This window comes from Rhizobium sp. 18055, from assembly GCF_902706285.1.
GTDB lineage: Bacteria > Pseudomonadota > Alphaproteobacteria > Rhizobiales > Rhizobiaceae > Rhizobium.
This window is the reverse complement of sequence record NZ_CACSKD010000008.1, coordinates 73,904-98,181: the sequence shown is the minus strand read 5'-3', so window position 1 is coordinate 98,181 and position 24,278 is coordinate 73,904. Positions and strand designations below refer to the sequence as shown.

The following is a 24,278-nucleotide window of genomic DNA, read 5'->3' as shown; positions in this document are numbered from 1 at the left end:
AACAATGAGTAACGCCCCGGCTGCCTTCAGCTCGGGGCGTTACTGCTTTCCAGAGCGCTCAGTTTACGTCGCCAGGACGAGATGCCCGGACGAAACCTCTGTGTAGGATCGAACCGGCGCGGTGTAGCCGACTGGTCGCACAGGGCTCTTCAGTTCGTCGATTGCAGCGTTGCGGCGAATACCGCGCCGGGCGGGATCGGGTACCGGAACCGCTGCGATCAGTTTTTTGGTATAGTCATGCTGCGGATTGGCAAAGATCGCTGCTCGCGGGCCGATCTCGACAATCTCGCCAAGATACATCACGGCAACACGGTGGCTGACGCGCTCAACCACCGCCATGTCGTGGGAGATGAACAGGAAGGCGATGCCGAACTGTTCCTGCAGGTCCATCAGCAGATTGCAGACCTGCGCCTTGATCGAGACATCGAGCGCCGAGACGCTTTCATCGGCAACGATGACCTTCGGGTTCAGCGCCAACGCCCGGGCAATCGCCACGCGCTGGCGCTGCCCGCCCGAGAATTCATGCGGATAACGATCTGCCATCGTGCCTGACAGACCGACGCGTTCGAGCAGGTCCGCAGCCTTTTCGCGCGCCTCCTTGCGGCTTGCCAGGCGATGCTTGACCAGCGGTTCGGCAACTGCCGCACCCACCGTCATGCGCGGGTTGAGGCTGGAGAATGGGTCCTGGAAGATCATCTGGACGCTCCGCCGCATCGCCCGAAACCCGACCTGATCGAGTTTCAGCACATCATAGCCATCGAGGACGACATCGCCGTTCAACGGCTCGACCAGTCGGGTGATCGAGCGGCCGGTGGTTGACTTTCCGCAGCCGGATTCGCCGACCAGCGATAGCGTCTCGCCCTGGAACAGGTCAAACGAGATGTTCTCGACCGCATGCACCGCACCCGTGGTGCGGCCAAGCAAGCCGGAGCGAATATTGAACCGGGTGACGAGGTTCTTGACCGATAGAACCGGCGTCATGCCGCCCTTCACGGTGCTGGCGATTTCGACCGGATCAGACACCACGCCGGTTGCCATGTCGACCCGCGGAAAGCGCAGCGGCCGGTCGTAGCCATCCATCGAGCCGAGTTTCGGCACAGCCGCCAGCAAGGCCCTGGTATACGGGTGCTTGCCACGGTGGAAAATGTCGGCAGTGTCGCCCATCTCCACCTGATCCCCGCGGAACATCACGATGGTCCGATCCGCGATTTCTGCGACGACGCCCATGTCGTGAGTGATGAAGAGAACGGCCATGCCCTCTTCTTCCTGCAATTGCTTGATCAGGTCGAGAATCTGGCCCTGGATGGTCACGTCGAGCGCGGTGGTCGGCTCGTCGGCGATCAGCAGTTTCGGCCTGGAGGCGAGCGCCATGGCAATCATCACGCGCTGGCGCATGCCGCCGGAGAACTGGTGCGGATATTCGTCGAACCGCGCCGCGGCATTTGGAATGCGCACCTTTTCCAGCAGGCGAACGGTCTCCGCCCGCGCCTCGGCCTTGTTCATCCCCGTGTGCCGCGTCAGCACCTCTGAGATTTGCCGGCCGATAGTGAAGACGGGGTTGAGCGAGGTCATCGGCTCTTGGAAGATCATCGCCGCGTCGTTGCCGCGGACGCCACGCATGTCTTTCTCGGGCAATGAGAGGACGCCCTTGCCGTTGAGCATGATGCTTCCCTCGATGCGGCTCATGTCCGGGTTGAGAAGCCGCATGATCGAAAGCGAGGTGACGCTTTTGCCGGAGCCGGATTCACCAACAATAGCGACCGTTTCGCCCGCCTTCACATCAAAGGAAAGGTCACGGACAACCGTCTTCCATTCTCCGTCCACCCGGAAGGAGGTGGTGAGATTGCGGACGGAAAGGACGGTTTCTGGTTCGATGGGCAAAGTCATTGCGATCACCTTCCGATGGCATAGGCCTGCATGAGACGTGGGGTGGCCGCGGCGCGCAGCAGGCCGTCTGCGTCGCGCCGTGCCGCTGTCAGGCGGCCGACGGTCCACGGATCTGCGGCGGAGATGTCGTGACCGCGGGCTTTCAATTCGTTCAGAGCCTCTTCGCCGATGCTGCTCTCGATCATCACGTTGCCGGGCTGGCGGGTGCGCGGATAAAACGAGCCCGGGAAGTGCGCGGTGTGGAACAGCGGCAGGTCGATTGCCTGCTGCAGGTTCATCCCGAAATGCGCATAACGCAGGAAGAAGGCCAGCTGCCACTGGTCCTGCTGGTCGCCGCCCGGCGTTCCGAATGCAAGCGTCGGCTTACCTTCGAAGAGCGCCAAGGAAGGGGTCAGCGTCGTGCGCGGGCGCTTGCCGGGCGCCAGCGAGGTCGGCAGGCCGGGCTTCAGCCAGAACATCTGCGCCCGCGAATTGAGGCAGAATCCGAGGCCGGGAACGATCGGCGAAGACTGCAGCCAGCCGCCAGACGGCGTGACCGAGACCATGTTGCCATCGCGGTCGATGACGTCGATGTGCACGGTATCGCCACGCTTTTCGGTCAGGTGCGACATGGTCGGCTCGTAGACGGCGCCGATGCCGCCCATGGAATCGAGCATCTGCATGGTCAGGTCATGCTGCGCTTCGAAACCCGGGATGCGGCCGGGGCGCAGATCCATCGATGCCTTGTCCGTGATCAGCGCCCGGCGCTCGTCGTTGTAACGGTCCGAAAGCAGCGTCTGGATCGGGATCTGGGCAAATTCCGGATCGCCGTAGTAGACCTCGCGGTCGGCATAGGCGAGCTTCATCGCCTCGACGACGGTATGCACGAACTCGACGCCCGACGGGTCCATCGATCCGATGTCGATCCCCTTCAGCAGCGCCAGCGATTGCAGCAGAACCGGTCCCTGTCCCCAGGCGCCGGTTTTTGCAATGGTCCAGCCGTGATAGTCGTATGTGGTCGGCTCCTCGATGGTTGCCGTCCAGTTGGCCATGTCGTCGGCGGTCAGCACGCCCTTGTGGCGGGTGCCGCTTGCATCCATCACCTCTGCCGTTTTCAGATAGTCCTCGATCGCCTCGGCGACGAAGCCGCGGTAGAAGGCGTCGCGGGCTGCGTCGATGCCTGCCTCGCGGCCGGGTTTCGCTTCTGCCTCTGCGATGATCCGCTTCCAGGTCTGAGCCAGAACCGGGTTCTTGAAACTCGACAGCGCTTCCGGCACTTCGCCACCGGGCAGCCATGTCTCGTAGGATGTCGGCCATTCCTTCTTGAAGAACTCACCAAGCCCCTTGATGGTCGCAGCCACGCGCGGCAGCATCGGATGACCATTTTCGAGATAGTGGATCGACGGTTCCAGCACCTCTCGAACGGTCATCGTGCCGTAGTCGCGCAGCATCAGCATCCAGCCGTCGAAGGCGCCGGGAATGACCGTTGCCAACAGCCCGTCGCCCGGAATGAGATCGAGGCCTTCGGCGGTATAATGCTCGATGGTCGCAGCAGCAGGCGCTGTCCCCTGAGCACAGATGACCTCGACCTTGTCGTTCTTCTTCGAGTAGATGATCGCCGGCATGTCGCCGCCGGGGCCATTCAAGTGTGGCTCCAGAACCTGCAGCACGAAGCCGGTCGCGACAGCTGCGTCGAATGCATTGCCGCCCTTTTCGAGAATGCTCATGCCCACTGCGGAAGCGATCCAGTGGGTGGAGGTCACGACACCGAAGGTGCCGAGAATTTCCGGGCGGGTGGTGAATGTGGTCATTACAGTATCCTTTGGAAATTCTTAGTTTTCGCGTGGGTCAAGCGCATCGCGCAGACCGTCGCCAAGCAGATTGAAGCCGATAACAACGAGGAAGATCGCAGCACCCGGCCACATGGCCATCCAGGGCGCCTGGGTCAGGAAATTCTTGGCGACGTTGAGCATGGAGCCCCAGCTTGGGGCAGGGGCCTGTTGACCGAGGCCGAGGAAGGAAAGGCTTGCCTCCGCAATGATCGCCGTCGCAACCGTCAGCGTCGCCTGAACGATGATGGGCGGTATGATGTTCGGCAGGATGTAGCGGAGCATGATATCGAGATGGCCGAGCCCGATGGAACGGGCGCCTTCGATATAATCCTCGGTTTTCACAGCCATTACCTGCGAGCGCGTCAGGCGCACGAAGATCGGCATCGCAGACAGGCCGATGGCGATCATTGCGTTGGTGAGGCTCGGCCCGAGAAAGGCTGCGAGCGCAATCGCCATGATCAGGAACGGCATGGCGAGGAACGCCTCGGTGATCCGCGAGATCACCTGATCGACCCAGCCGCCGAAATAGCCGGAGATCAGCCCGAAGGGAACGCCGAGCGCAACCGCGATGGCAACCGAGACGACGCCCGCCATCAGCGATGCCTGCGCCCCCCAGATCATCCGCGAGAGAATATCGCGGCCGATATCGTCGGTACCGAGCCAGTGTGCTGCCGAAGGCGCCTTGCGGATGGCCGACCAGCTTGTCGCGATCGGGTCGAGTATCGGAAGGACAGGGGCAAGCACGGCTATCAGGGCAAAGAACGTTATGACGATGAACCCCGCCAATGCACTTCGGTTGCGCTTCATCTTCTTCCAGGCGCGATTTTCGCGGATAGAAGCTTTCGGGGTCCCGGTCGCTTGTGCTGATGCACTCATAGGGCCGCCCTCATGCGTGGATTGAGAAGCACGGTCACGACGTCTGCCAGAAGGTTCATCAGGATGAAGCAGACGGCGGTGCACAGCACCACTCCCTGCACCACCGCATAATCGCGGTTGAAGACGGCATCGACGATCAGCTTGCCGAAGCCCGGAATGGTGAAGATCTGCTCTGTCAGGACGGCGCCGGCCAGCAACTCGCCAAACAGCAGCGCCGTCAGCGTGATGACCGGTAGGAGCGCGTTGCGGAAGGAGTGGCTGAGCACCACTTCGCGGGTGGAAAGTCCCTTGGCACGAGCAGTACGAATGTAGTCCTGCTTCATGACGGACAGCATCGAAGAGCGGGTGTGGCGCATGAGCGTTGCGGCAAGCCCGCTGCCGAGGACGAAAGAGGGCATGATCATCGTTTGCAACGATCGCACGGGATCGACGAAGATTGATTCGTAGCCCGAGGCGGGTAGCCAGCCCAACTGCACCGAGACCAGCAGGATCAGCATGATGCCGAGCCAGAAATTCGGTATCGACAGCCCGGTCAGCGCCACGATGTTGGCGAGATAGTCGATCCATGTGTTCTGCTTGACCGCAGCCAGTATGCCCATCGGCACGCCGATGACGAAGGCAAAGAACATCGACATGATCGCCAGCTGAATGGTCACCGGCAGTTTCTCGGCCACCAGTTCCAGCACCGGCTGGTTTGTCCGCAGCGAGATCCCGAAGTCACCCTGCAGCACGGAGCCGAGCCAGTAGAAGTACTGGTAAACCACCGGATCGTTCAGCCGGTATTTTGCGCGCAGCAATTCGATGACGGCCGGGTCGCGTTCTTCACCCGCCATGGCGAGAATGGGGTCGCCGGGCAGAAGCTTCTGCAGAGAGAACACAAAAATGGAGATGATCAACAGCGTCGGTATCGCTACCAGAAGCCGCTTGCCGATGTAGATATGCATGAAAGCATGTCCTTGTAAAAGCTATGCTTCGGACCAGATCATGCGGGATGCGCCAATGGCGCACCCCGCACGTTCGACAGGGAAGGTTAGTCGGCCTTCTTGACGCCTGCCAGGCGGATCATGCCGTCGCCCGAAGGCGTAAATCCGGTGACCTTCTTGGAAGAGGCGTAGAGATAGGCCTGATGGCCGAGATAGATCAGCGGCAGGTCCTCATCGAGGATCTTGGTCGCTGCATCGTATTTCGCCTTGCGAACGGCGTTGTCCGTCGAGGCGCGGGCATCGTTCAACAGCTTGTCGACTTCCGGGTTGCAATACTTGGTGTCGTTGATACCGCCCTTGCAGGTGACGAACTGGTGGATGTTGCCATCCGGATCGGAGCGGCCCGACCAGTCGGAGCGCGACAGCACGTAGTTGCCGGCCGTCTGTTCGGAAAGCAGCGTCGCGAACTCGGTTGCCTTCAGCTTGACGTCGAAACCAGCTTCTGCCGCCATCGACTGGATGACCTGCATCATCTGCGTCTGGGTGGTGTTGTTGGCATGCTGGAGTTCGATTTCGTACTTGTCGAAGCCGGCTTCCTTCATCAGGGCCTTGGCCTTCTCGACGTCACGGGCCGGAACCGGGACGTCCTTGTTGTACCACGGGCTTGTCGGGGGGAATGGCTGGTTGCCTGCCATTGCCGTTCCCTCGAACACGACCTGGTTGATCGCTTCGCGGTCGATGGAAAGCGAGAAGGCCTGGCGCAGGCGCTTGTCCTTGCTGAAGGCATTGTCGGCCTGTGCACCATTGCCGATGTTGACGTACAACGCCATGTAGCCCGGACCGACGATTTCGCCATAGTTCAGCTTCGGGTCTTCCTTGACGGAAGCAGCGTCGGAGGCGGAAATCCGTTCCGCGAGGTCGAGATCACCTGAGCGCAGGTTGGCAAGGCGAACCGTCGTGTCAGGGATCGGCAGGAAGGTGACCTTGTCGATGAAGATATTGTCCTTGTTCCAATAGTCGGCGAACTTCTCGAGAACGATGCGGTCCTGCTGGATGCGCTCGACAAACTTGAAGGCGCCGGAGCAAACCGGATTGGAGCCGAAATTGGCGCCCAGCGCCTTGCCGGCGGTCGGCGAGATCATCATGCCTGCGCGGTCGGAAAGTTGCGCCAAAAGGCTTGCATCCGGGCTCTTCAGTGTGAACTTGATCTGGTAGTCGCCGGTCGCTTCGATCTTGGCAACGGAAGCAAGCTCGCTCTTGCGACGCGATTCCGGCAGCGTCATGTAACGGTTGATGTTGTAGACCACGGCTTCGGCGTTGAAAGGCGTCTCGTCGTGGAACACCACGCCCTGGCGCAGGTCCATGGTCAGCGTGCTGCCATTGTCGCCCCATGCCCATTTGGTGGCAAGTTGCGGCACGATCGCAAGGCTGTTGTCGAGATCGACAAGCTTGTCGCAAAGGCTTGTGTAAACGATGCGGCCGACGAAGGTTCGCGACTGAGCGGGGTCGAGAACATCGGCGTCGTCCATAAGGCCGATACGCAGATCGGCCGAAAGTGCTGAAGTTGCCATAAGTGTGCCGGCAAGGATCAGGCCGGATATCTTGGAAAGTCGGGTCATCAATATTCTTCCTCTGGTCGGTTTTTTTGACGTCGCCGGTTTTCCGGTCTTGTTGTTGGTGGCCATGTGTCCGCGGCTGTGAAAGGTCAGTCGGTCTCCTCAACAGGCGTGGATACCAGGTGATCGGGGAGAACCATCGATGTCTGGCGGATCAGGCGCTCCTGAAGCGTCAGCAGGTGATCGCGCATGGCTTCACCAGCCCGCACGGGATCGCGTGCCGCGATCGCATCGATGATGTCGGTATGCTGCGACTGTGATTCATTCACCGTCTTGTTCTGCTTGCGCGCCCGTTCCCTGACGGCCTGCCAGACAGGGTCCTGTCGGACGCGATTGACCACGTCGAACAGCGACAGGAAAAGCTGGTTGCCGGCTGTCTGCGCGATCAGCCGGTGCAGTGAACCATCCCAGAGCTCCCGCCAGTCTGCATCGTCGCGTTCGTAGATCTTGTCGCGCAGTTCGCGCATGCGAACGACATCGGACGGCTTGGCGCGCATGGCAGCCAGCTGAGCCAGCTGCGGCTCGATGCGCAGGCGCACTTCCATGATTTCCATGAAATTGGTTCCGGCAACCAACGTCGCCGCGTGGTCGCTCCAGCTATCCGGCCTCTGGCCGAGAAAGGTGCCTGAACCCTGTTTGCGCCAGATCAGCCCTTCTGCTTCGAGAACCTCGAGCGCCCGGCGGATTTCCCGCCGCCCCACACTCCAGAGCTCGGACAGAGTCCGCTCCGTTGGCAGCTTTGCATCGGCAGAGAACGCTGTTACGCGTAAGAGCTCACGTAGCTTCTCAAGAGCGTAGTTTGAATTCTCGCCAGTTTTCTGTTCCGAAATCTGATCCAATGGTTCGCACCAATTATTGATTGGTTCAGTCAAGCCGTTTGTCATGTTTCCGTCAAGAGGGTTTTATTGCGCTGCAGTACAATCTCTGAAATGCGGCTCAGTCGCGCGATCTATGGAGTTTCCTGCGAGTGGCCGGGCCAAGCAATCAGCCGATGTTCCCGATAAATTGATGGGAAGGGCTGCCTGATCCGACCACTCAAATCCTTCCAGACCGTCGATCTGCTCCATCTGTCATCATGATGAAAAGATGGGCTGTGAGGTCGTTGACAAAATATCGATAAAATGATGACATTATATGGTCGAGATCGGGAGTGACGAAATGACGGTTGATGCGGACGATGCCGATGACGCGCAGAAGAAGCCTCTGCCCAAGCATTTGCGCCCGGTCACGTCGATCGGCCCGATCGTTTCATCCGCACATCTGGCCGAGGGCGGTTCGCCGGCCCTGTCCGAAGTCGAGTATGGTCTGATCCTCGCGTCGCATGCATTCGAGCGCTGGATGGTGCGCTGCATGTCGGCTGCCGGTCTGCCCGGCCTGTCGTCGATGGAGGTGCTGATCCTGCACTCGATCCGGCACCGCGACCGGGAAAAGAAGCTCGCCGATATCTGCCTCATCCTCGACATCGAAGACACCCACGTCGCGACCTACGCGCTGCGCAAGCTCGAGGCAGCCGGTCTGCTGACCACGGGACGGGCAGCCAAGGAAAAGACGGTGAAGATCACCGAAAAGGGTGCCGAAGCCTGCAATCGCTATGCGCAGATCCGCGAGCACCTTCTGGTCGATTCAACTGCCAATTCCAGGCCGGCGGAAGAGACCTTGTCCGAGATCGCCGCGGTTTTGCGTTTCATGTCGGGCGCGTTCAACCAGGCGGCGCGTGCGGCAACAACATTGTGAGACAAGTGGCGTGATTATCAACTCTTCCTCGCCGCTGCTGACCGTTGACGATCTGACCGTGGAATTCGGCAGCTCGCGTGTGGTCGAAAATCTTAATTTCTCCATTGCACCCGGCCAGATGCTCGCCATCGTCGGCGAGTCCGGATCCGGCAAGTCGATCACGTCCCTATCGATCATGCGGCTGGCCGACATGCTCGGCGCACGTTTCCCGACCGGTCGTATCCTGTTCGACAAGGCGGGCGTGCAGACCGATCTTCTCGGTCTGACGCAAAAGAAGATGCGCAGCATTCGCGGCAAGGAAATCTCGATGATTTTCCAGGAGCCGATGACCTCTCTCAATCCGGTCTTCACCATCGGCGATCAGGTTGCCGAAATCCTGAAGCTGCATGAGGGCAAGTCGAATGCCGCAGCGCTCGCCGAAGCCAGGCGGCTCCTCGATATGGTGCGCCTGCCGGATGCTGCAGAACTTCTTACCCGTTATCCGCATCAGCTTTCCGGCGGCATGCGCCAGCGGGTGATGATCGCCATGGCGCTCGCCTGCCGACCGCGGCTGCTGATCGCCGATGAGCCGACGACCGCGCTCGACGTTACGATCCAGGCGCAGATCCTCACCATTCTGCGCGACCTGCAGAAGGAACTCGGCACCGCCGTCATCTTCATCACCCATGACATGGGCGTCGTGGCCGAAATGGCTGACGACGTCGTTGTGATGTGGAAAGGCAAGGCTGTCGAGAACGGCCCGGTTCTCGATATTTTCGAGAAGCCCACCAACGCCTATACCCGCACGCTGCTGTCTGCCGTGCCGAAGCTCGGGAGCATGGCCGGGGAGGACTTTCCGAAGCGGCTGCCTTTGACTGTGCTGGAAAATGGCGAACCGAAGCTGTCCGGCTTCGAGCGCATCCAGGATACCGCGAGATACGATGCCGCGCCGCTCCTGTCGGTCAGGGATCTCTCGGTGCAGTTCGATATCAGGAAGGGATTGCTTGGGCGCGTTACCCATCGCGTGCACGCCGTCGAGAAGGTCAGTTTCGACATTCATCCCGGCGAAACGCTGGCGCTTGTCGGCGAATCCGGCTCGGGAAAATCCACCATCGGCCGGACGATCCAGCAATTGCAGAAGGCGACCGCAGGCAACATCGCTTTCGGCGGCAAGTCGCTGTCTGCGATGAGCATGGCCGAGCGACAGAAGCTGCGCCAGGATGTGCAGTATATCTTCCAGGACCCCTTCGCCTCGCTCGATCCGCGCAAGACCATCGGCTTTTCGATCGCCGAGCCGATCCGCACCCATGGGCTGATGGACAGCCGCCAGGAGATCGACAGTGCGGTCGATGAACTTCTGGAGCGCGTCGGCCTGACGTCGGCACATGCGCAGCGTTATCCGCACGAGTTCTCCGGTGGCCAGCGCCAGCGCGTTTGCATTGCGCGCGCCCTTGCCTCGAAGCCCAAGCTGATCATTGCCGACGAGGCGCTGTCGGCGCTCGATGTTTCCATTCAGGCGCAGGTGATCAACCTGTTCATGGATCTGCAGGAAGAGCGCGGTCTCGCTTACCTCTTCATCAGCCATGACATGGCGGTGGTGGAGAAGATGAGCCATCGCGTCGCGGTGCTTTATCTCGGCCAGATCATGGAGTTCGGCAATCGCCGACAGATTTTCGAGACGCCATCGCATGCCTATACGCAGCGTCTTCTGTCTGCCGTTCCGGTCGCCGACCCCCGGCGCAAACGGCAGAACCTGATGCTTGAGGGAGAGATTCCGAGCCCGGTTCGGGCCGTCGGAAACGAGCCGGCGCACTTTTCGACGGACGAAATAGCGCCGGGCCATTATGTGACGCGCAGTGCTTAAAACACGGTCTGAAAACCGGTATTTTAAACAAAGGGAACATTGACATGAGACTATTGAAGCAGGGACTTCAAACGGCCGTCGTCGCAATCGCCTTGGCCGGTACGACATTCCTGACGGCGCCGGCATTTGCTGCCGGAAAGCTCGTCGTTTCGTCGCCGCAGGACCCGGGCAGCTGGGACCCGATCGATACCTTCCTGGTCAACTGGGCATCTGTTGCCACCAACATCTTTGATGGTCTGACCTATCGTGGTCCCGATTTGAAGCTTGTTCCGGGCCTGGCCACCTCGTGGGAAATGCTCGACAACGGAATGAGCATTCGGTTCAAGCTACGTGACGGCGTCAAGTTTCACGATGGCGAGCCCTTCAACGCGGCGGCCGTGAAATTCACCTTCGACCGTCTGCTCGGGCCGGAAGGCGCCAAGGGGCCGCAGCAGTCCAACTACAATTCCATCGCCAGCGTCGAGGTGATCGACGACAGCACCGTCGATTTCAAGATGAAAGTCGCCGATCCCGTTATCCTGACGAAGCTTGCCGCCTACGGCGCGATGATCGTGCCGCCGAAGTACATCAACGAAAAGGGCGAGGATTATTTCAACGCTCATCCGGTCGGAACCGGCGCATTCAAGTTTGTTTCCTATGAGCCGAAGGTCAATATCCAGCTGTCCGCCAATGCCGACTACTGGGGTGGTGCGCCGAAGATCTCCGATCTCGAATATCGTTTCATATCAGAGCCTTCGACAGCGATCGCCGAGTTGCAGGCCGGTCGCGTCGATATCGTGATCCCGCCGACCATTCCGATCGGCATGATCCCCACCGTTCAGGGTGATTCCAAGCTTGAGATCGTCACGTCCCCAGGCCCGACAGTCTATGCGCTGCGCTTCAACACGCGCGACGGCATCACCAAGGACCCGAAGGTGCGCAAGGCGCTGATCCTAGGCGTTGACCGCGATGCGATCATCTCGTCGGTTCTCGGCGGTCAGGCGCAGCCGATCGCCAGCTTCCAGGGGCCGCTTTCCTTCGGCTTCGATCCGGCAATGAAGCCGCTGCCCTATGATCCTGAACAGGCCAAGGCGCTACTGAAGGAAGCAGGCGTCGCGCCTGGCGCATCCGTGCAGATCGATCTTCGCGGCAACGAGACGACTTTCATAGAGGTGGCCCAGGCAATCAGCGCTTATCTGCAGATGATCGGCATCACTGCGACGATCAAGCCTTACGAAACCAACGTTCTGCTGAATGACATTATTCCAGGTGGCAAGACCGGCGGGATGTTCCAGCAGTCCTGGGGTGGCTGGACGCTCGATTACGACAACACCGCCGTTGCCATGTATCACACTGGCGAAAAGTGGAACCCCTACGACAGCGATCCGAAAATGGACGAGATGCTGGCAAAGCAGCGCACGCTGACCGACAAGGCCGAACGCGAAAAGCTGCTGCAGGAGATCGCCCACTACGCTGCCGACCGCGTGCTGGAAATGCCTCTCTACAATCTGAATGCGATCTTCGGCATCAACAAGCGGGTGAAGAACTTCACGCCGGTTCCAGATAGCCGTCTGAAGTTCACCGACGTCACCGTCGAGTAGCAAGCAACAACCACCGTCTTGCTCGAGCAAGACGGTGGTTCATTTGCGGGGATCGCAGGATTTGGTCGTATTTCTCATCAAGCGCGTGCTGCAGGCGCTTTTCGTGGTGTTCGTTGTCACGCTTACGGTCGCCTTTGCGATCCGGCTGACGGGCGATCCGGCGCTGATGCTGACGCAGGGTGCCGGCAGCGTCACCGAGGCGGATCTGGTTCGTATCCGCGAAGGGCTCGGCCTCAACCAGCCGTTTATAGTCCAGTATCTGAATTTCCTGAAGGGCATCGTCACCCTCGATTTCGGTCGCAGCTTCCTGGGTGGAACGCCGGTCTCGCAGCTCCTCGCCAAGGCGCTGCCGGCCACGCTGGCGCTGGCCTTCTCCTCGCTGATCGTCTCAATCTTCATCTCGATACCGCTCGGCATCAAAGCAGCCACCTCGCGCGGCAAATGGCCGGATCAGGCGATCCGCATCCTCTCGCTCATCGGTCTCTCGTTCCCGAATTTCTGGCTTGCAACGATGCTGGTGCTGCTCTTTGCCGTTACCGTGCACTGGCTACCACCATCCGGCATGGACGGTTTCGCGAGCTTCGTCATGCCGGCCGTCACAATGGGCATCATCCTGACGGCAACCAATATTCGCCTGGTGCGCACCGCCATGCTGGAGACGCTGCAGTCGCAGTACATCATGGTGGCCCGGGCCAAGGGGCTCAGCGAAAGCGCGGTACTCTACAAGCATGCCCTGCGCAACTGCGCGATCCCGCTGATCACCTATTTCGGCCTGCAATTCGGCGGTCTGCTCGGCGGCATTGTCGTTGTCGAGCGGGTGTTCAACTGGCCGGGACTGGGGACACTGGCCTTCGATGCGGTCGGTGGGCGCGATTATCCGGTGCTGCAAGCGGTGATCACAGTGCTCTCGCTGTTGATCGTCGGCATCAATCTTCTGGTCGATATTGCCTATGGCCTTGTCGATCCCCGCATCCGGACGGAGTAGAACCATGGCTGCGCGCGGAGCGTCCTCGAATTTTTTGAAACTTGAATTCATCCTCGGAGCGCTGCTGATCGGCTGCATTGCCACAGCCGTGCTGCTGTCCGGTTTCATCTTCCCCGGTGGCGCCGAGAAGATCGACCTGATGTCGCGACTGGTGGCGCCCTTCACCAAGCCGGCCCACATCCTCGGCACCGATCCGCTTGGCCGCGATGTGCTGGCACGCGTCATTGCCGGGGGCAAGATCTCGCTGCTGGTCGGTTTCGTGTCGGTTGCCGGCGGGGTGCTTATCGGCGTCGTCATGGGACTGGTCGCTGGTTATTACCGCGGCTTTTGGGACATGGTGGTCATGCGGTTTGCCGATGTGCAATTGGCCATGCCGTTCATCCTTCTGGCGATCACCTTCATCGCCATCGTCGGCGGTGGATTGGCGAATACCATCATCCTGTTGATCGTCTCCCAGTGGGTGCAGTATGCGCGTCTGGTGCGTGGTTCCGTGCTGACGTTGAGGGAGCGGGAGTTCATCCAGTCGGCACGCGCCATCGGTGTCAAGGACTGGCGCATCATCGTCCAGCACCTGTTGCCCAATCTCGCCGGTCCAGTCATCGTGCTGATGACACTGAACGTTGCGACCAACATCCTGCTCGAAAGCAGCCTGACATTCCTCGGCCTCGGCATCGACCCGACCATCCCGAGCTGGGGCGGCATGCTCGCCGATGGCCGGACCTATCTGCAGACGACGTGGTGGGTGAGTGTCTTCCCCGGCCTTGCCATCCTCCTCACCGTGCTCGGTCTCAATCTCCTGGGTGATTGGCTGCGCGACAGCCTCGATCCCACCGGCAGGACATCCCTATGACGCTGATCCATGAGAACAGGTTTGAGCGGACGCTCGATACGCTCGTTTCCCGCTTCTCCGATGCCTCCGGCCAGTCGGTCGAAGCCTGGACCTTCGATGACGAAAACAGTCGCCGAAGCGCCGAGGAGATACTTCGGTCGCGAGGGGCCGCGGCGCGCTTTCGCAGCGCCTACAAGCCGCTGCTGCACTTCTTCCTGGAGGAGGTGGATATCGCCTCGCTGTCAGCGGCTCACGTCGTCTATCCCTGGCATGGGGCCTGCCCTGACAACCGGTTTTTGCTTGAAGCCTATCCGCTCGCCGGCCTCCTGGGCGACATTACGCCGACGTTTGAAGTCGCGGCCGGTGGCGCGCTTTTCTACCAGGTGACGCTGACCCGGAAAGACGGGCAGAGCAAGACAGACAGGGTCTTTGCACCAAACCGCGTTCACACCGATTTCATTGGCGAGACATTGCTGTCGCCGACCGGCTGGGTTGCTATCAACGGTGAAGCCGGACAGCGGCTGGAAACGGACTACGAGGCGTTGTTCTCGTCTGCGATGACGGCGATTGTCGAGCATCCATGGGGAGCAAGCGAGCCCTATTTCGACGAGCTGAATATCTCTGTCACACTGCCGATCGCAGATCGTGCGCTCGATTTCGGCGAAGAGGTCGTCAGTCTTCGCGAAGCACTGCATGAGGATTTCTACTTCTCGCTGCTCGAGGTCTTCCAGAAGAAGTCGGGCAGGCCGATCGGTGATCGCGGATTGCAGCCGGGGCAGGTCATTCCGGAAATCCGGGTTGGCGAGGCAGCCACCGTGCGTGTCGAAACCCGCCCGCTTTCCAACGCCGAGGCGACCGGCGAGCCACAGGTGCTTGCGTCAGCCACAGCGCCGATTTTCGCGGCCCAGGTCCGCAACGAACTGGCCGAAATCGAGGGCGAAGCGTTCGAAGCGCGGTCGCGGATCGGCCGCGTCATCGAGGCTAGGTATCACAAGGGCACCGATCGCCCCGTCATGATCAGTGGTGGCCAGCATCCGAACGAGACGACAGGCATCATCGGCGCACTGCGGGCTGCCCAGACACTCGCCAAAAGGCCGGGCGCGCATTTCACCGTGTCCCCGCTGGAGAACCCTGATGGATACGAGGTGCACAAGCGGCTTTGTATCGACAATCCTCTGCACATGCATCACGCCGCCCGCTATACCGCGCTCGGCGACGATCTTGAATATCGTTCCGGCGACAGGTTGCTGGAAAAGGCGATCCGCGTCGAAGCCGAGCGACTGAGCGGCGCCAGGCTGCATGTCAATCTGCATGGCTATCCCTCGCATGAGTGGACACGGCCCTTGTCCGGCTATGTGCCACGTAATTTTGCCATGTGGACGCTGCCGAAAGGCTTCTTCCTGATCATGCGCCACCATGCCGGCTGGGCCAAGCAGGGTGAGCGATTGGTCGATGAGGTCAGCCGGCGGCTCGCCGCCATCCCCGGCCTGATCGAATACAACGATGCCCAGATCCGGCTGTTCGAAACGCATGCCGGCGCTACTGGCTTCGGCGTGGTCAACGGCTTTCCCGTCCTGATCTCAACCGACGACCGGCATACCGTACCGCTGACGCTGATCACCGAATATCCCGATGAGACAATCTACGGGAAGTCTTTCATTGATGGCCATACGGCGCAGATGGAAACGGTGCTGGCAGCCTACGATGCGCTCCAGACGATCGACGTACCCCGTCAGGAGGGCGAGCCGGTCAGTTAGGCTGATGTCGTTTCCTCGACACCCCAATTCTTCTATGTGGAGTTAAGCGGGCGTCGCAGCGCTTGCCGATCTCCCGTTTGTCCTCAGTGTTCTGCCGCGGGTTGCACAACCGACTTGCGGTTGGTGGCGATCTGCGCTCGAAAAGCCGCCTTCGGACATTGCCTGCGCTTCGAAGCGGTGGCGCGGGCGCGTTCGGTGCGTTTACGTGCCTATTGCTGTTTCCGGCCTGGGATTTCTCTCGGAAATCAAAATCGTATCGCAGCGTGGGTTTGCAGCCGTGATTTGGCGGCCGCATTTACTGCGAATGCGTGGCTATATTTTGGCGGCTATGCATGAAAAATAGGCGACTATTACCATTGCGCAATAATTCGACAAAGCGCGTTGACAGAGATATTCCCGTGGCATACCGTTTGAATGCCAGACGGAACTGGCCAATGAGTGGGGAACTGAGATGACGCAGATTTTCAAGAAATTTGTCACGCCCGCGATCGGGCTCGTGGCACTCTGTACGCTGATGAGCGCGCCCGGTTCGGCGGCGGACCTGGAGAAGGTGACCTTGCGCCTGGCCTACATTGCCGGCGGCATCGATGCGCCGATCTTCGTGGCAGCCGGCAAGGGCTATTTTGCCGATGAGGGCCTCGACGTTGATATCGTTGATGGAAACGGGAGCACCGGAACCATCCAGGCCATCGGCAACGGAAGTTTCAATATCGGTATTGCAGGCCTCGGCGCTCTCGCGCAGGCCTCGGCGACATCGGGCCTCGACACGATCACGGCTGTTGCTGGTCTCGTCCAGAAGGATCCCTCATCGATCATTTCGCTAAAAGGTTCGGGCATCAACAAGCCGCAGGATATCGCCGGCAAACGCTTTGCCACGGATGCGGGCAATCTCGCAGATGGCATGATCAAGGCTTTTGCCGAAGCCAACGGCGTCGATATGGACTCCATCAAGTTGACCATCACCAATGCCGACCAGACGGCGCTGCTGAAGGGCGATGCCGATTTCGTCAACGAATGGGCCAATCCCGATGGCGATCACATCAAGCGCTTTGCCGAAATCGAGCCGCCAATGCTGTTTGCCGACTATGGCGTGAACATCCTCGGCAGCAGCGTCATCGTTCGCAAGGACTACCTTGCTGCGCATGAGAAGGAAATTCGCGGTTTTCTGAAGGCGATCGTCAAGGCGCACGACGATGTCGTTGCCAAGCCTGCCGATGCTCTGGCTTTGTTCATGAAATACCGACCGGATGCAGATCCGAAGTCGATCGCCGAAGAGATTGAGGTGATGGAAAAGTATCGCCATACCGCAAGGACCGAAGGCAAGCCGCTCGGCGCAGTCGATGCCGATGATTTGAAGCAGACCATCAGCCTTCTCGAGAAGTACAGCGGCATGCCTGTTGGTGTCGTCAAGCCTGAGGCGGTTTACACCGACGCCTACCTGCCAGCCAAGTGAGCCTTTTCCGCCAGGCAACGCATCATGGTTCCTGGCGCAATGAGAGAAAGTCGGGCTGGCGCTGACCTGCCCGTTGAGTATGGCGTGCATTTTGCATTTGAGAGGCGGGCGGATTGTGTCCCGCCTCTAGCACTGACTGTGGAAAGCATACGGATCGCGGGCCGGTCGTCGATGCTCCCCTCCTTTAAGCCTGCAACGATCAACATCGGGCCCCGCCCATCAGCAGTTTGAGAAAATCGGCTTTCGGCCGAAGATGAGGATGAATGCGATGGACATGATCCGTCCGGTCGAAACACCCGTAAACCCCCACGTCACCATATCAGGCGTCTCCAAGACCTTCCGCACCAGGAAGGGCGAGGTTCATGCGCTGAGCGACATCGACCTTACAATCCGCCGCGGCGAGTTCATTTCGATCCTGGGGCCAAGCGGCTGCGGCAAGAGCACGTTGCTGATGCTGCTTTCGGGATTGGTGCCGTCATCACGCGGCATGATCAAGGTCGACGAGAAGAGCATAGCCGGCCCGAACTCGGATATCGGCATTGTCTTCCAGCAGGACGTTCTTCTGGAATGGCGCAGCGCGCTTGAGAATATCCTGATCCAGGCCGAGATCCGCAAGGCTGATATGGGTGCTGCGCGCGAGCGTGCCAAGCAACTGCTGAAGATGGTTTCCCTGCAGGATTTCGAGAACGCCTATCCCAACGAGCTTTCCGGCGGCATGCGCCAGCGCGTTTCGATCTGTCGCGCCTTGCTGCACAAGCCGCCGCTGCTCCTGATGGACGAGCCGTTCGGCGCGCTCGACGCCATGACCCGCGACCAGTTGCAGCTCGATCTTCTCAGGCTTTGCCGAGACAATGACATGACGGTTTTCTTCATCACCCACTCGATCCAGGAAGCCATCTTCCTCAGTGATCGCGTTGTGGTGATGTCGCCACGTCCGGGCCGGGTTGAGCGGATTGTCGATATCGATCTTCCGCGCCCACGTCGCCTGGCGATGCGCGAGGAGGCCAAGTTCAATCACTATACCCACGAGATCACCGATATCTTCAAAGGGCTCGGCGTATTTCGCGAGGAGGTCTAGGTCATGGCATCAATTACAGACACTGAAACCGCCGCCCCGCGCACCATCTGGTCGCCGACGCGCATCTTATCGCTGGTCTCGCCGGCGGTGTGGACGCTGCTGGTGATCGTGATCTTCTGGGAGATCGCCGTCCGTGTGATGAACGTGCCGGTCTACATTCTCCCGAGCCCGACGCGCATCGCGCAGGTATTCGCTTCCTATTGGCCGCGCCTGTTGATCAACTCCGGATACACCATGATCGAGGTCCTCAGTGGCTTCCTCCTCTCCATTGTCATCGGTGTCCCGCTTGCCGTGCTGGTGACCTATTCGCGCTTCGCGGAACGGGCAGTCTATCCGCTCATCGTCGCCACGCAGTCGATCCCCAAGGTCGCTGTCGCGCCGCTTCTGCTGGCCTGGTTCGGCTATGGCATGACGCCCAAGGTTGTCATCGTCATGCTGCTTTCCTTCTTCCCGATCGTCATCAATTCAGTCGTCGGCATGAAATCGGCATCGGCGGAAATGATCTATCTGGCCCAATCCATGGGCGCTTCGCCCTGGCAGGCTTTCTGGAAGTTTCGGCTGCCGCAGGCGTTGCCGAACATCTTTGCCGGATTGAAGCTGGCAACCGTGCTCTCGGTCATTGGTGCCATGGTCGGCGAATTCATCGGTGCCGACAGGGGGCTGGGCTACATCATCCTGGTGGCCGGCTCGAGCTTCGATATCGCCCGTCAGTTCGCGGCGATCATCATGATCTCGGCGATCGGCATGATCTTCTTTGCGGTGATCGAACGTATCGAGCGTGTCGCACTTCCCTGGCGGGCGCCACGCAATCTTCCCGGCGAAGCATAGGGCCCTTTGCTCTTCCATCTAGAGAGAAGGCGGGCGATCGTCCGCCTTCTGCAGTGCACGCAACGACAGATTTCCTAGGCCTTGGCGAACAGAGTAAACTCCTCGGCTGAACATCCACCCAAGCGTTCAAACGCAAGCCGCTACAGCCCACCCTGACCGAACGGATGTCTGGGCATATTGCGGCAACAACAACAACAGGTGAATCTCCAGTGATCACTCTCCCTTCCGGATTGGTGCTGCCCAATCCGCCACGTGCGGCTGGCGCCTATCGTCCCGCCGTCATTGCGAACGGCTTCATCTTTCTGTCCGGGTTCGGCCCGCGAAATGCTGAGGGTGGCCCGATCTCAGGCGTCGTCGGGGTCGATCTGACGGTGGAGGCAGCGCGGGACATGGCCCGCAATGTCGGCCTGTCGATTTTATCGGTGCTGCACGACATGCTGCATGACCTTGCCCGTGTCCAGCAGGTGGTGAAACTGACCGGCATGGTCAATGCGGTGCCGGAGTTCACCCAGCACCCGCGCGTCATCGATGGTTGTTCAGAAGTTCTGGTCGAGGCACTGGACAGCCGCGGGGAGCATGCGCGTGCGGCCTATGGCGCCGGTTCGCTGCCGTTCGGCGCGCCGGTTTCGATCGAATGTATCTGCCAGATCTTGCAATGAGGCAGGAGCTGTGTCGGCGCCAGTGAGGCGCCACAGCTCCTAGATATCCAGCACCAGCCGGTCCGTCTTCGCGCCGGAGCAGCAGGTCATGATCAGCGTGTTGGACTCCCGCTCGCGCGGTGACAGCACATTGTCCTTATGATCCGGCACGCCTTCGAGCACGCGTGTCTCGCAGGTGCCGCAGACGCCCTCGCGGCAGGAATGGGCGACCGCAATGCCGTTGTCCATCAGCACCTGCATGATGCTCTCGCCAGCGGGAACGTGGAATTCCTTGCCCTGACGTTTCAAGACGACGGTAAAGGCGGTGGTGGGGCGAGCATTGGTGCCGGCGAAGTGCTCGACATGCACGTTGTCTTGCGGTCGCCAGCCGGCGGAAGCTTTGAAAATTTCGATCATCTTGCCCGGTCCGCAGCAATAGACGTGCGCTGCCTTCGGTATGCCCGCAGCGAGCTTCAGCAGCGGCATCACCTTGCCGGCTTCATCGTCGAAATGGAAATGAACACGGCCGGGTATCTGTACCTCAAGCGCTTCGAGCTCGGCGACGAAGGCGGCACTGGCGCGATTGCGCGCCGCATAGAACAGTTTCCACGGCTGGCCCAGACGCTCCAGATGGCGGATCATTGCCAGAACAGGCGTGATGCCGATGCCACCGGCAAAGAAGGCGCTGAGCTCTGCCCCTGCGACCATCGGAAACGTATTGTGTGGCGGATCGACAGTCAGCACATCGCCCGGCTTCAGCTTCTCGGCGATATAGGCCGAGCCGCCGCGGCTGGCGACGTCACGGTTGACCGCGATCGTATAGCGGTCCGTCGTTTCAGGGCCGTTGGTCAAGGAATAGGAGCGGCTGAGGCCACCGGGCAGCTTGAGATTGATATGCGCGCCTGCGGTAAAGCCAGGCAATGGCGCTCCGTCCCGCGAGACCAGCTCGATCGCGCGAATGGTCTCAGCCACCATGGTAATGGCCGAGACCCGCAATGACAACGACTGTCCATCCGCCGGCAGCGCATGAGACGCGGCGGCAGGCGCCGCCGTATCCCACGTCTCCGGATCCGGCGCGGCTGCGTCGAACCCCATATTGAAGCCCTCGCTCATTCGGCCGCGCTGAGCTTGGGCTTGTGGCCCTTGATTTCAGCCATCCGCTCCTCGTAACCTTCGAGCCAGTCGGTGCCGTATGGCACGACGAGGTCGCCGCCGCGGGCATCCTTGGCCAGTTCTGGCTGGTCCACGACATCGGGCAGCTTGCCGGTGGCGGCAAACTCCTTGGCCGCATCGAGCATGATCCGACGTGTCAGGATCACCATGCGGTCTGAAGCGGCAAGGTGCTCCATCTCGCGATCGACGATATAGCCCATCGATTCCTGGATCATCTGGTCCTGCAATGGCACGCCGACGACACCCGTGTAGCTGTCACCATTGCGCTGCCATTCGCGGTCGATGCCGTAGTCGTTGGTGCGATCCTTGACCGGGCGCCAGCGACCTTTCCAGTCGGTGGTGGTCGGCAGGTATTCGAGCGGGCGGGCAAGGCCGCCGACAGGCGTTCCGTCCTTGTATTTCAAGCCCTTCTTGCCGCCACCGCTGGCGCGGCGCAGGTCGATGTTGAAGATCATCGTCGAGTGGTCGTCGATCGGCACCCAGGCGTTGGCCGTGACATTGCCTTCCAGCTCGCCGCTCGGATAGGTGACCCAGAACGGAAAGACATAGCTGGCGTAGCGGTGATGCTCCGTGCCCTCATAGGCATTGCGCTGGGCCGAGTACATCGTGCCGAACGGCATGACGGAAACGTTGATCTTCGGTGCCTTTTCAGTGACGGTGAAGACTTCAGGATCGCTGAGGTCCAGCTTCTCGCCATCGATGCCGCCGACATGCAGGAAGCCGAGGTGCGAGGTGTCGATGTCGCCTTCAAGCGCCTGCATGTAGTTGCAGTCGCGATGGGTGAGCGCAATGTTGCGATCGTCGCCTTCGGCGAGGATCGCTTCCAGATGTGGCAGTTCGGGTGGGTTTTCCTGGCGCTCGCCCATATAGGCAAAGACCATGCCGCCAGATTCCTTAACGCGGTAGGCGATGGCCGGGGTCCCGGCCGGATACTTCGACTTGTCTTCGAGGTTCGGCTGGTCGAGGCACTTGCCGGTGACGTCGAACTTCCAGCCATGATAGGCGCAGCGGATGCCGCCGAGCTCGTTACGGCCGAAGAACAGCGAGGCACAGCGATGCGGACAGCGATGATCGAACACGCCGACGCGGCCTTCGGTGTCGCGGAAGGCGACGAGCTTTTCGCCGAGAATCATCAGGCGAACAGGATCGCCATCCGCCTTGAGTTCGGACGACAGGCAGACAGGCAGCCAGAACTGCCGGAAGAAGTTGCCCATCAGTGTGCCTTTGCCAACGCGGCTGAGTTCCTGGTTTTCTTCTGCGGTGATCATCTTTGGTCTCCTAATGGGCTGAAGCGGCCACGGGCTCAGCGGCGCCGGGCGGAAGTGGTTCGAGAATGCCGGCCTGTTCCATGTTGGTCCGTGCAATGGCGATCGCCGTTTTCGTCTCGGCGGTATCGGTCATCGGGGCGCTGAGGAAATGGTCTGGCGGATAGAAGCGGGCGGTGCTGTAATAGGGCAGGTACATCTCGTAGCGCGCCCGCAGCAGCGGATTGCTGAGGCCGGTGTCGGTGCGCCGGTCGCGCCTGAGCGTTTCGACGTCGATCATGGCAGAGACGGCAGTGCTCTCGGCAGGATCATCTTGATAGGCAAGCGTGTTGCCGTGGTGGTCGATGATCTGCGAGCGGCCGCCGAGGATCGAGTTATCGGGTGAAAAGCCGATCGGGCCGGCGACATTGGCGCTGACGAGATAGACCATGTTTTCGGCAACGCGGGTGAGCTTGGCGGCTTCCTGAGCATCGGTGCGCTTGGAGTTCGTGGGGTGCAGGATCACCTCGGCGCCCTGCATCATCATCACGCGCGCCACCTCGGGCACGTTGATCTCACCGCATGGGATCAGCGCCAGCCGCCCCAGCTCCGTGTCGACCACCGGGAACACTTGATCGGGCGGTGTCACCTCAAGATAGTCGCTCATGAAGTCGTGCACAGAGGGGAAGGCTGCCGTATTTACCCGCCGGTAGTTCAAAATGATCTCGCCCTTCCTGTCGATCAGGAAGGAGCTGTTGAAATAACGCCCCGGCCATTCCGGCGGCGCCTCGAACAGGTTGCCGGCGATGAAGATGCCAAGCTCCGCCGCGAGTTTCTGCAGAGGCTCGGTCAGCGGGCCGGGAATGCTGGAACAGGCACGCTTGATCCAATCGGGCACCGCCATGCCAAGCGGAGGTCCCTGCATGGCAAATTCGGGAAAGACCACGAGGTCGGGCTTTTCGGGGCTGTTACAGGCCGCGCGAATATGTGCGAGCAGCCGTTGCACGTTGCGGTCGAGAACCGCTCTTGCCTCGGTCTCGTCAACTGCCTGCGTCGCTCGCTCGCTCAGCATCTGTATACAGGTCGCACGCCAAGGGGCGATTGCCATTGCTTACTCCATCATCCGTAATTGCACGCCAGTGGTATACCATTGAGTTTGTCTAGTCTTGCGACCAAAAGCAAGAGGCTTCGATGCGATTTCTCGACAAAAGCGTGTAGCTGGCTGTTGAAAGACGGAACCCCGCAAAGCCCAACGCAAAACAGGTCTTCCAAGTGTATGCCGCCGCGTATAAGGAAGAGATTGACGAATTCGGGGGACATACTTTGGTTGAAATTTCTGGCGCCATGCCACGCGATGGCGCGGTCGAACGCGACGCGCAGGACAAGCCGAACCTGACAAGCCAGGTCTACGAGCAACTGATCGACCTTCTGATCCGCGGCGAGCTTCGCCCCGGCGACGTGATTACCGAGCGCCGGATGGCCGAACGGTTGAACGCCTCTCGCACACCGGTTCGCGAGGCGCTTGCCCGGCTGGAATCCGAAGGCCTCATCTACAAGCAACCGAACCGCGGCGTGACCGTTAGTCCGTTCTCGACGGAGGCATTCGTCGAGGTGCTGAATGTCCGCATTCTGCTGGAAGCGGATGCTGCCCGGCTTGCCGCAGGCCGATTGCCGCCGGAAAAGGTCGAGCGCATCCGCCAGGCGCTGAACGGACTTGCGGCAAAGCCGTCGCCAACGCTGAGCGAGATCTGGGACGTCGATGACTTCCTGCATGGGGAGATCGCCGACGCCGCCGGAAACACGCTGATGGCGTCGCTCATTCGCGATCTCAGGCGCCGAACGCATGTCTACAACAGCTATCGGCAGAACATCACGCCGAGCTTCGGGGTTCAGGAAAACACTCTGCTTCTCGATGCCATCGCCAGCGGTGACCAGGAGCGGGCTCGCGAGGCGATGGTGCATCATATCGAGACCGTGAAGACGGCGATCATCGAGCGCCTGTCCGGCGCCATTCGCTGAAGGC

General features: G+C 60.4%; 20 protein-coding genes. 11 read left to right on the top strand and 9 right to left on the bottom strand.

Annotated elements, in window-relative coordinates; genetic code table 11:
- Positions 1 to 63: 63 nt before the first annotated feature.
- The 6 genes from GVL52_RS15585 to GVL52_RS15560 form a co-directional block, all read right to left on the bottom strand.
- On the bottom strand, positions 64 to 1,887 hold the full coding sequence (locus GVL52_RS15585) for an ABC transporter ATP-binding protein (RefSeq protein ID WP_244619188.1): 1,824 nt from the start codon (positions 1,885 to 1,887) through the stop codon (positions 64 to 66).
- A gap of 5 nt (positions 1,888 to 1,892) precedes the next feature.
- Positions 1,893 to 3,677 carry a gamma-glutamyltransferase family protein gene (locus GVL52_RS15580; RefSeq protein WP_160008664.1) on the bottom strand — a complete coding sequence of 595 codons (1,785 nt, stop codon included), beginning with the start codon at positions 3,675 to 3,677 and terminating at the stop codon, positions 1,893 to 1,895.
- 21 nt (positions 3,678 to 3,698) lie between these two features.
- The gene (locus GVL52_RS15575) at positions 3,699 to 4,574 is read right to left on the bottom strand and encodes an ABC transporter permease (RefSeq protein WP_160008662.1); all 876 of its coding nucleotides are present in this window, start codon (positions 4,572 to 4,574) and stop codon (positions 3,699 to 3,701) included.
- On the bottom strand, positions 4,571 to 5,518 hold the full coding sequence (locus GVL52_RS15570; RefSeq protein WP_160008660.1) for an ABC transporter permease: 948 nt from the start codon (positions 5,516 to 5,518) through the stop codon (positions 4,571 to 4,573). The genes GVL52_RS15575 and GVL52_RS15570 overlap by 4 nt, the downstream gene beginning before the upstream one ends.
- An 86-nt stretch (positions 5,519 to 5,604) precedes the next feature.
- Positions 5,605 to 7,116, bottom strand: coding sequence for an ABC transporter substrate-binding protein (locus tag GVL52_RS15565; protein ID WP_160008658.1), 1,512 nt, complete (start codon positions 7,114 to 7,116; stop codon positions 5,605 to 5,607).
- 86 nt (positions 7,117 to 7,202) lie between these two features.
- Positions 7,203 to 7,997 (bottom strand): FadR/GntR family transcriptional regulator, encoded by a 795-nt coding sequence (locus GVL52_RS15560; protein ID WP_160008656.1) that lies wholly within the window; start codon positions 7,995 to 7,997, stop codon positions 7,203 to 7,205.
- Between the two features lie 274 nt (positions 7,998 to 8,271).
- Here GVL52_RS15560 and GVL52_RS15555 point away from each other — a divergent pair, with 274 nt between their 5' ends.
- The 10 genes from GVL52_RS15555 to GVL52_RS15510 all read left to right on the top strand — a co-directional run bounded on the left by GVL52_RS15555 (position 8,272) and on the right by GVL52_RS15510 (position 19,859).
- Entirely contained in the window at positions 8,272 to 8,847 is a 576-nt protein-coding gene (locus GVL52_RS15555; RefSeq protein WP_160008654.1) for a winged helix DNA-binding protein, read from the top strand.
- Positions 8,848 to 8,857: 10 nt separating this feature from the next.
- Positions 8,858 to 10,690: an ABC transporter ATP-binding protein gene (locus tag GVL52_RS15550; protein WP_160008652.1), complete on the top strand. Its 1,833-nt coding sequence runs from the start codon at positions 8,858 to 8,860 to the stop codon at positions 10,688 to 10,690.
- A gap of 44 nt (positions 10,691 to 10,734) precedes the next feature.
- The gene (locus tag GVL52_RS15545; RefSeq protein WP_160008650.1) at positions 10,735 to 12,270 is read left to right on the top strand and encodes an ABC transporter substrate-binding protein; all 1,536 of its coding nucleotides are present in this window, start codon (positions 10,735 to 10,737) and stop codon (positions 12,268 to 12,270) included.
- Between the two features lie 61 nt (positions 12,271 to 12,331).
- The gene (locus GVL52_RS15540; protein ID WP_160008648.1) at positions 12,332 to 13,255 is read left to right on the top strand and encodes an ABC transporter permease; all 924 of its coding nucleotides are present in this window, start codon (positions 12,332 to 12,334) and stop codon (positions 13,253 to 13,255) included.
- Between the two features lie 4 nt (positions 13,256 to 13,259).
- A complete protein-coding gene (locus GVL52_RS15535; protein WP_160008646.1) occupies positions 13,260 to 14,105 on the top strand; it encodes an ABC transporter permease in 846 nt (281 codons plus the stop codon).
- Positions 14,102 to 15,841, top strand: a complete 1,740-nt coding sequence (locus GVL52_RS15530; RefSeq protein ID WP_160008644.1) for a peptidase M14 — start codon at positions 14,102 to 14,104, stop codon at positions 15,839 to 15,841. The genes GVL52_RS15535 and GVL52_RS15530 overlap by 4 nt, the downstream gene beginning before the upstream one ends.
- 451 nt (positions 15,842 to 16,292) lie before the next feature.
- Positions 16,293 to 17,294 (top strand): ABC transporter substrate-binding protein, encoded by a 1,002-nt coding sequence (locus tag GVL52_RS15525; RefSeq protein WP_160008642.1) that lies wholly within the window; start codon positions 16,293 to 16,295, stop codon positions 17,292 to 17,294.
- 268 nt (positions 17,295 to 17,562) lie between these two features.
- Positions 17,563 to 18,372: an ABC transporter ATP-binding protein gene (locus GVL52_RS15520; RefSeq protein WP_200847832.1), complete on the top strand. Its 810-nt coding sequence runs from the start codon at positions 17,563 to 17,565 to the stop codon at positions 18,370 to 18,372.
- 3 nt (positions 18,373 to 18,375) lie between these two features.
- The gene (locus GVL52_RS15515; RefSeq protein ID WP_160008640.1) at positions 18,376 to 19,200 is read left to right on the top strand and encodes an ABC transporter permease; all 825 of its coding nucleotides are present in this window, start codon (positions 18,376 to 18,378) and stop codon (positions 19,198 to 19,200) included.
- A gap of 209 nt (positions 19,201 to 19,409) precedes the next feature.
- Positions 19,410 to 19,859 carry a RidA family protein gene (locus GVL52_RS15510; protein ID WP_244619187.1) on the top strand — a complete coding sequence of 150 codons (450 nt, stop codon included), beginning with the start codon at positions 19,410 to 19,412 and terminating at the stop codon, positions 19,857 to 19,859.
- 39 nt (positions 19,860 to 19,898) lie between these two features.
- Here GVL52_RS15510 and GVL52_RS15505 read toward each other — a convergent pair whose 3' ends face one another.
- The 3 genes from GVL52_RS15505 to GVL52_RS15495 are packed head-to-tail and all read right to left on the bottom strand — an operon-like array spanning position 19,899 to position 23,363.
- A complete protein-coding gene (locus GVL52_RS15505; protein WP_200847831.1) occupies positions 19,899 to 20,951 on the bottom strand; it encodes a PDR/VanB family oxidoreductase in 1,053 nt (350 codons plus the stop codon).
- A complete protein-coding gene (locus GVL52_RS15500) occupies positions 20,948 to 22,279 on the bottom strand; it encodes a Rieske 2Fe-2S domain-containing protein (protein ID WP_160008636.1) in 1,332 nt (443 codons plus the stop codon). The genes GVL52_RS15505 and GVL52_RS15500 overlap by 4 nt, the downstream gene beginning before the upstream one ends.
- A 10-nt stretch (positions 22,280 to 22,289) precedes the next feature.
- Positions 22,290 to 23,363, bottom strand: coding sequence for a nitrilase-related carbon-nitrogen hydrolase (locus GVL52_RS15495; RefSeq protein ID WP_160008634.1), 1,074 nt, complete (start codon positions 23,361 to 23,363; stop codon positions 22,290 to 22,292).
- A gap of 215 nt (positions 23,364 to 23,578) precedes the next feature.
- On the opposite strand from GVL52_RS15495, the gene GVL52_RS15490 reads away from it, so the two are divergent.
- Positions 23,579 to 24,274 carry a GntR family transcriptional regulator gene (locus GVL52_RS15490; RefSeq protein WP_244619186.1) on the top strand — a complete coding sequence of 232 codons (696 nt, stop codon included), beginning with the start codon at positions 23,579 to 23,581 and terminating at the stop codon, positions 24,272 to 24,274.
- Positions 24,275 to 24,278: the final 4 nt, after the last annotated feature.

What these genes read in the sequence shown, in the direction of transcription:
- GVL52_RS15585 (WP_244619188.1), bottom strand. Translation starts at nt 1,887, where the DNA reads ATGACTTTGCCCATCGAACCAGAAACCGTCCTTTCCGTCCGCAATCTC.
- GVL52_RS15580 (WP_160008664.1), bottom strand. Translation starts at nt 3,677, where the DNA reads ATGACCACATTCACCACCCGCCCGGAAATTCTCGGCACCTTCGGTGTC.
- GVL52_RS15575 (WP_160008662.1), bottom strand. Translation starts at nt 4,574, where the DNA reads ATGAGTGCATCAGCACAAGCGACCGGGACCCCGAAAGCTTCTATCCGC.
- GVL52_RS15570 (WP_160008660.1), bottom strand. Translation starts at nt 5,518, where the DNA reads ATGCATATCTACATCGGCAAGCGGCTTCTGGTAGCGATACCGACGCTG.
- GVL52_RS15565 (WP_160008658.1), bottom strand. Translation starts at nt 7,116, where the DNA reads ATGACCCGACTTTCCAAGATATCCGGCCTGATCCTTGCCGGCACACTT.
- GVL52_RS15560 (WP_160008656.1), bottom strand. Translation starts at nt 7,997, where the DNA reads ATGACAAACGGCTTGACTGAACCAATCAATAATTGGTGCGAACCATTG.
- GVL52_RS15555 (WP_160008654.1), top strand. Translation starts at nt 8,272, where the DNA reads ATGACGGTTGATGCGGACGATGCCGATGACGCGCAGAAGAAGCCTCTG.
- GVL52_RS15545 (WP_160008650.1), top strand. Translation starts at nt 10,735, where the DNA reads ATGAGACTATTGAAGCAGGGACTTCAAACGGCCGTCGTCGCAATCGCC.
- GVL52_RS15535 (WP_160008646.1), top strand. Translation starts at nt 13,260, where the DNA reads ATGGCTGCGCGCGGAGCGTCCTCGAATTTTTTGAAACTTGAATTCATC.
- GVL52_RS15530 (WP_160008644.1), top strand. Translation starts at nt 14,102, where the DNA reads ATGACGCTGATCCATGAGAACAGGTTTGAGCGGACGCTCGATACGCTC.
- GVL52_RS15525 (WP_160008642.1), top strand. Translation starts at nt 16,293, where the DNA reads ATGACGCAGATTTTCAAGAAATTTGTCACGCCCGCGATCGGGCTCGTG.
- GVL52_RS15520 (WP_200847832.1), top strand. Translation starts at nt 17,563, where the DNA reads ATGGACATGATCCGTCCGGTCGAAACACCCGTAAACCCCCACGTCACC.
- GVL52_RS15515 (WP_160008640.1), top strand. Translation starts at nt 18,376, where the DNA reads ATGGCATCAATTACAGACACTGAAACCGCCGCCCCGCGCACCATCTGG.
- GVL52_RS15505 (WP_200847831.1), bottom strand. Translation starts at nt 20,951, where the DNA reads ATGAGCGAGGGCTTCAATATGGGGTTCGACGCAGCCGCGCCGGATCCG.
- GVL52_RS15500 (WP_160008636.1), bottom strand. Translation starts at nt 22,279, where the DNA reads ATGATCACCGCAGAAGAAAACCAGGAACTCAGCCGCGTTGGCAAAGGC.
- GVL52_RS15495 (WP_160008634.1), bottom strand. Translation starts at nt 23,363, where the DNA reads ATGGCAATCGCCCCTTGGCGTGCGACCTGTATACAGATGCTGAGCGAG.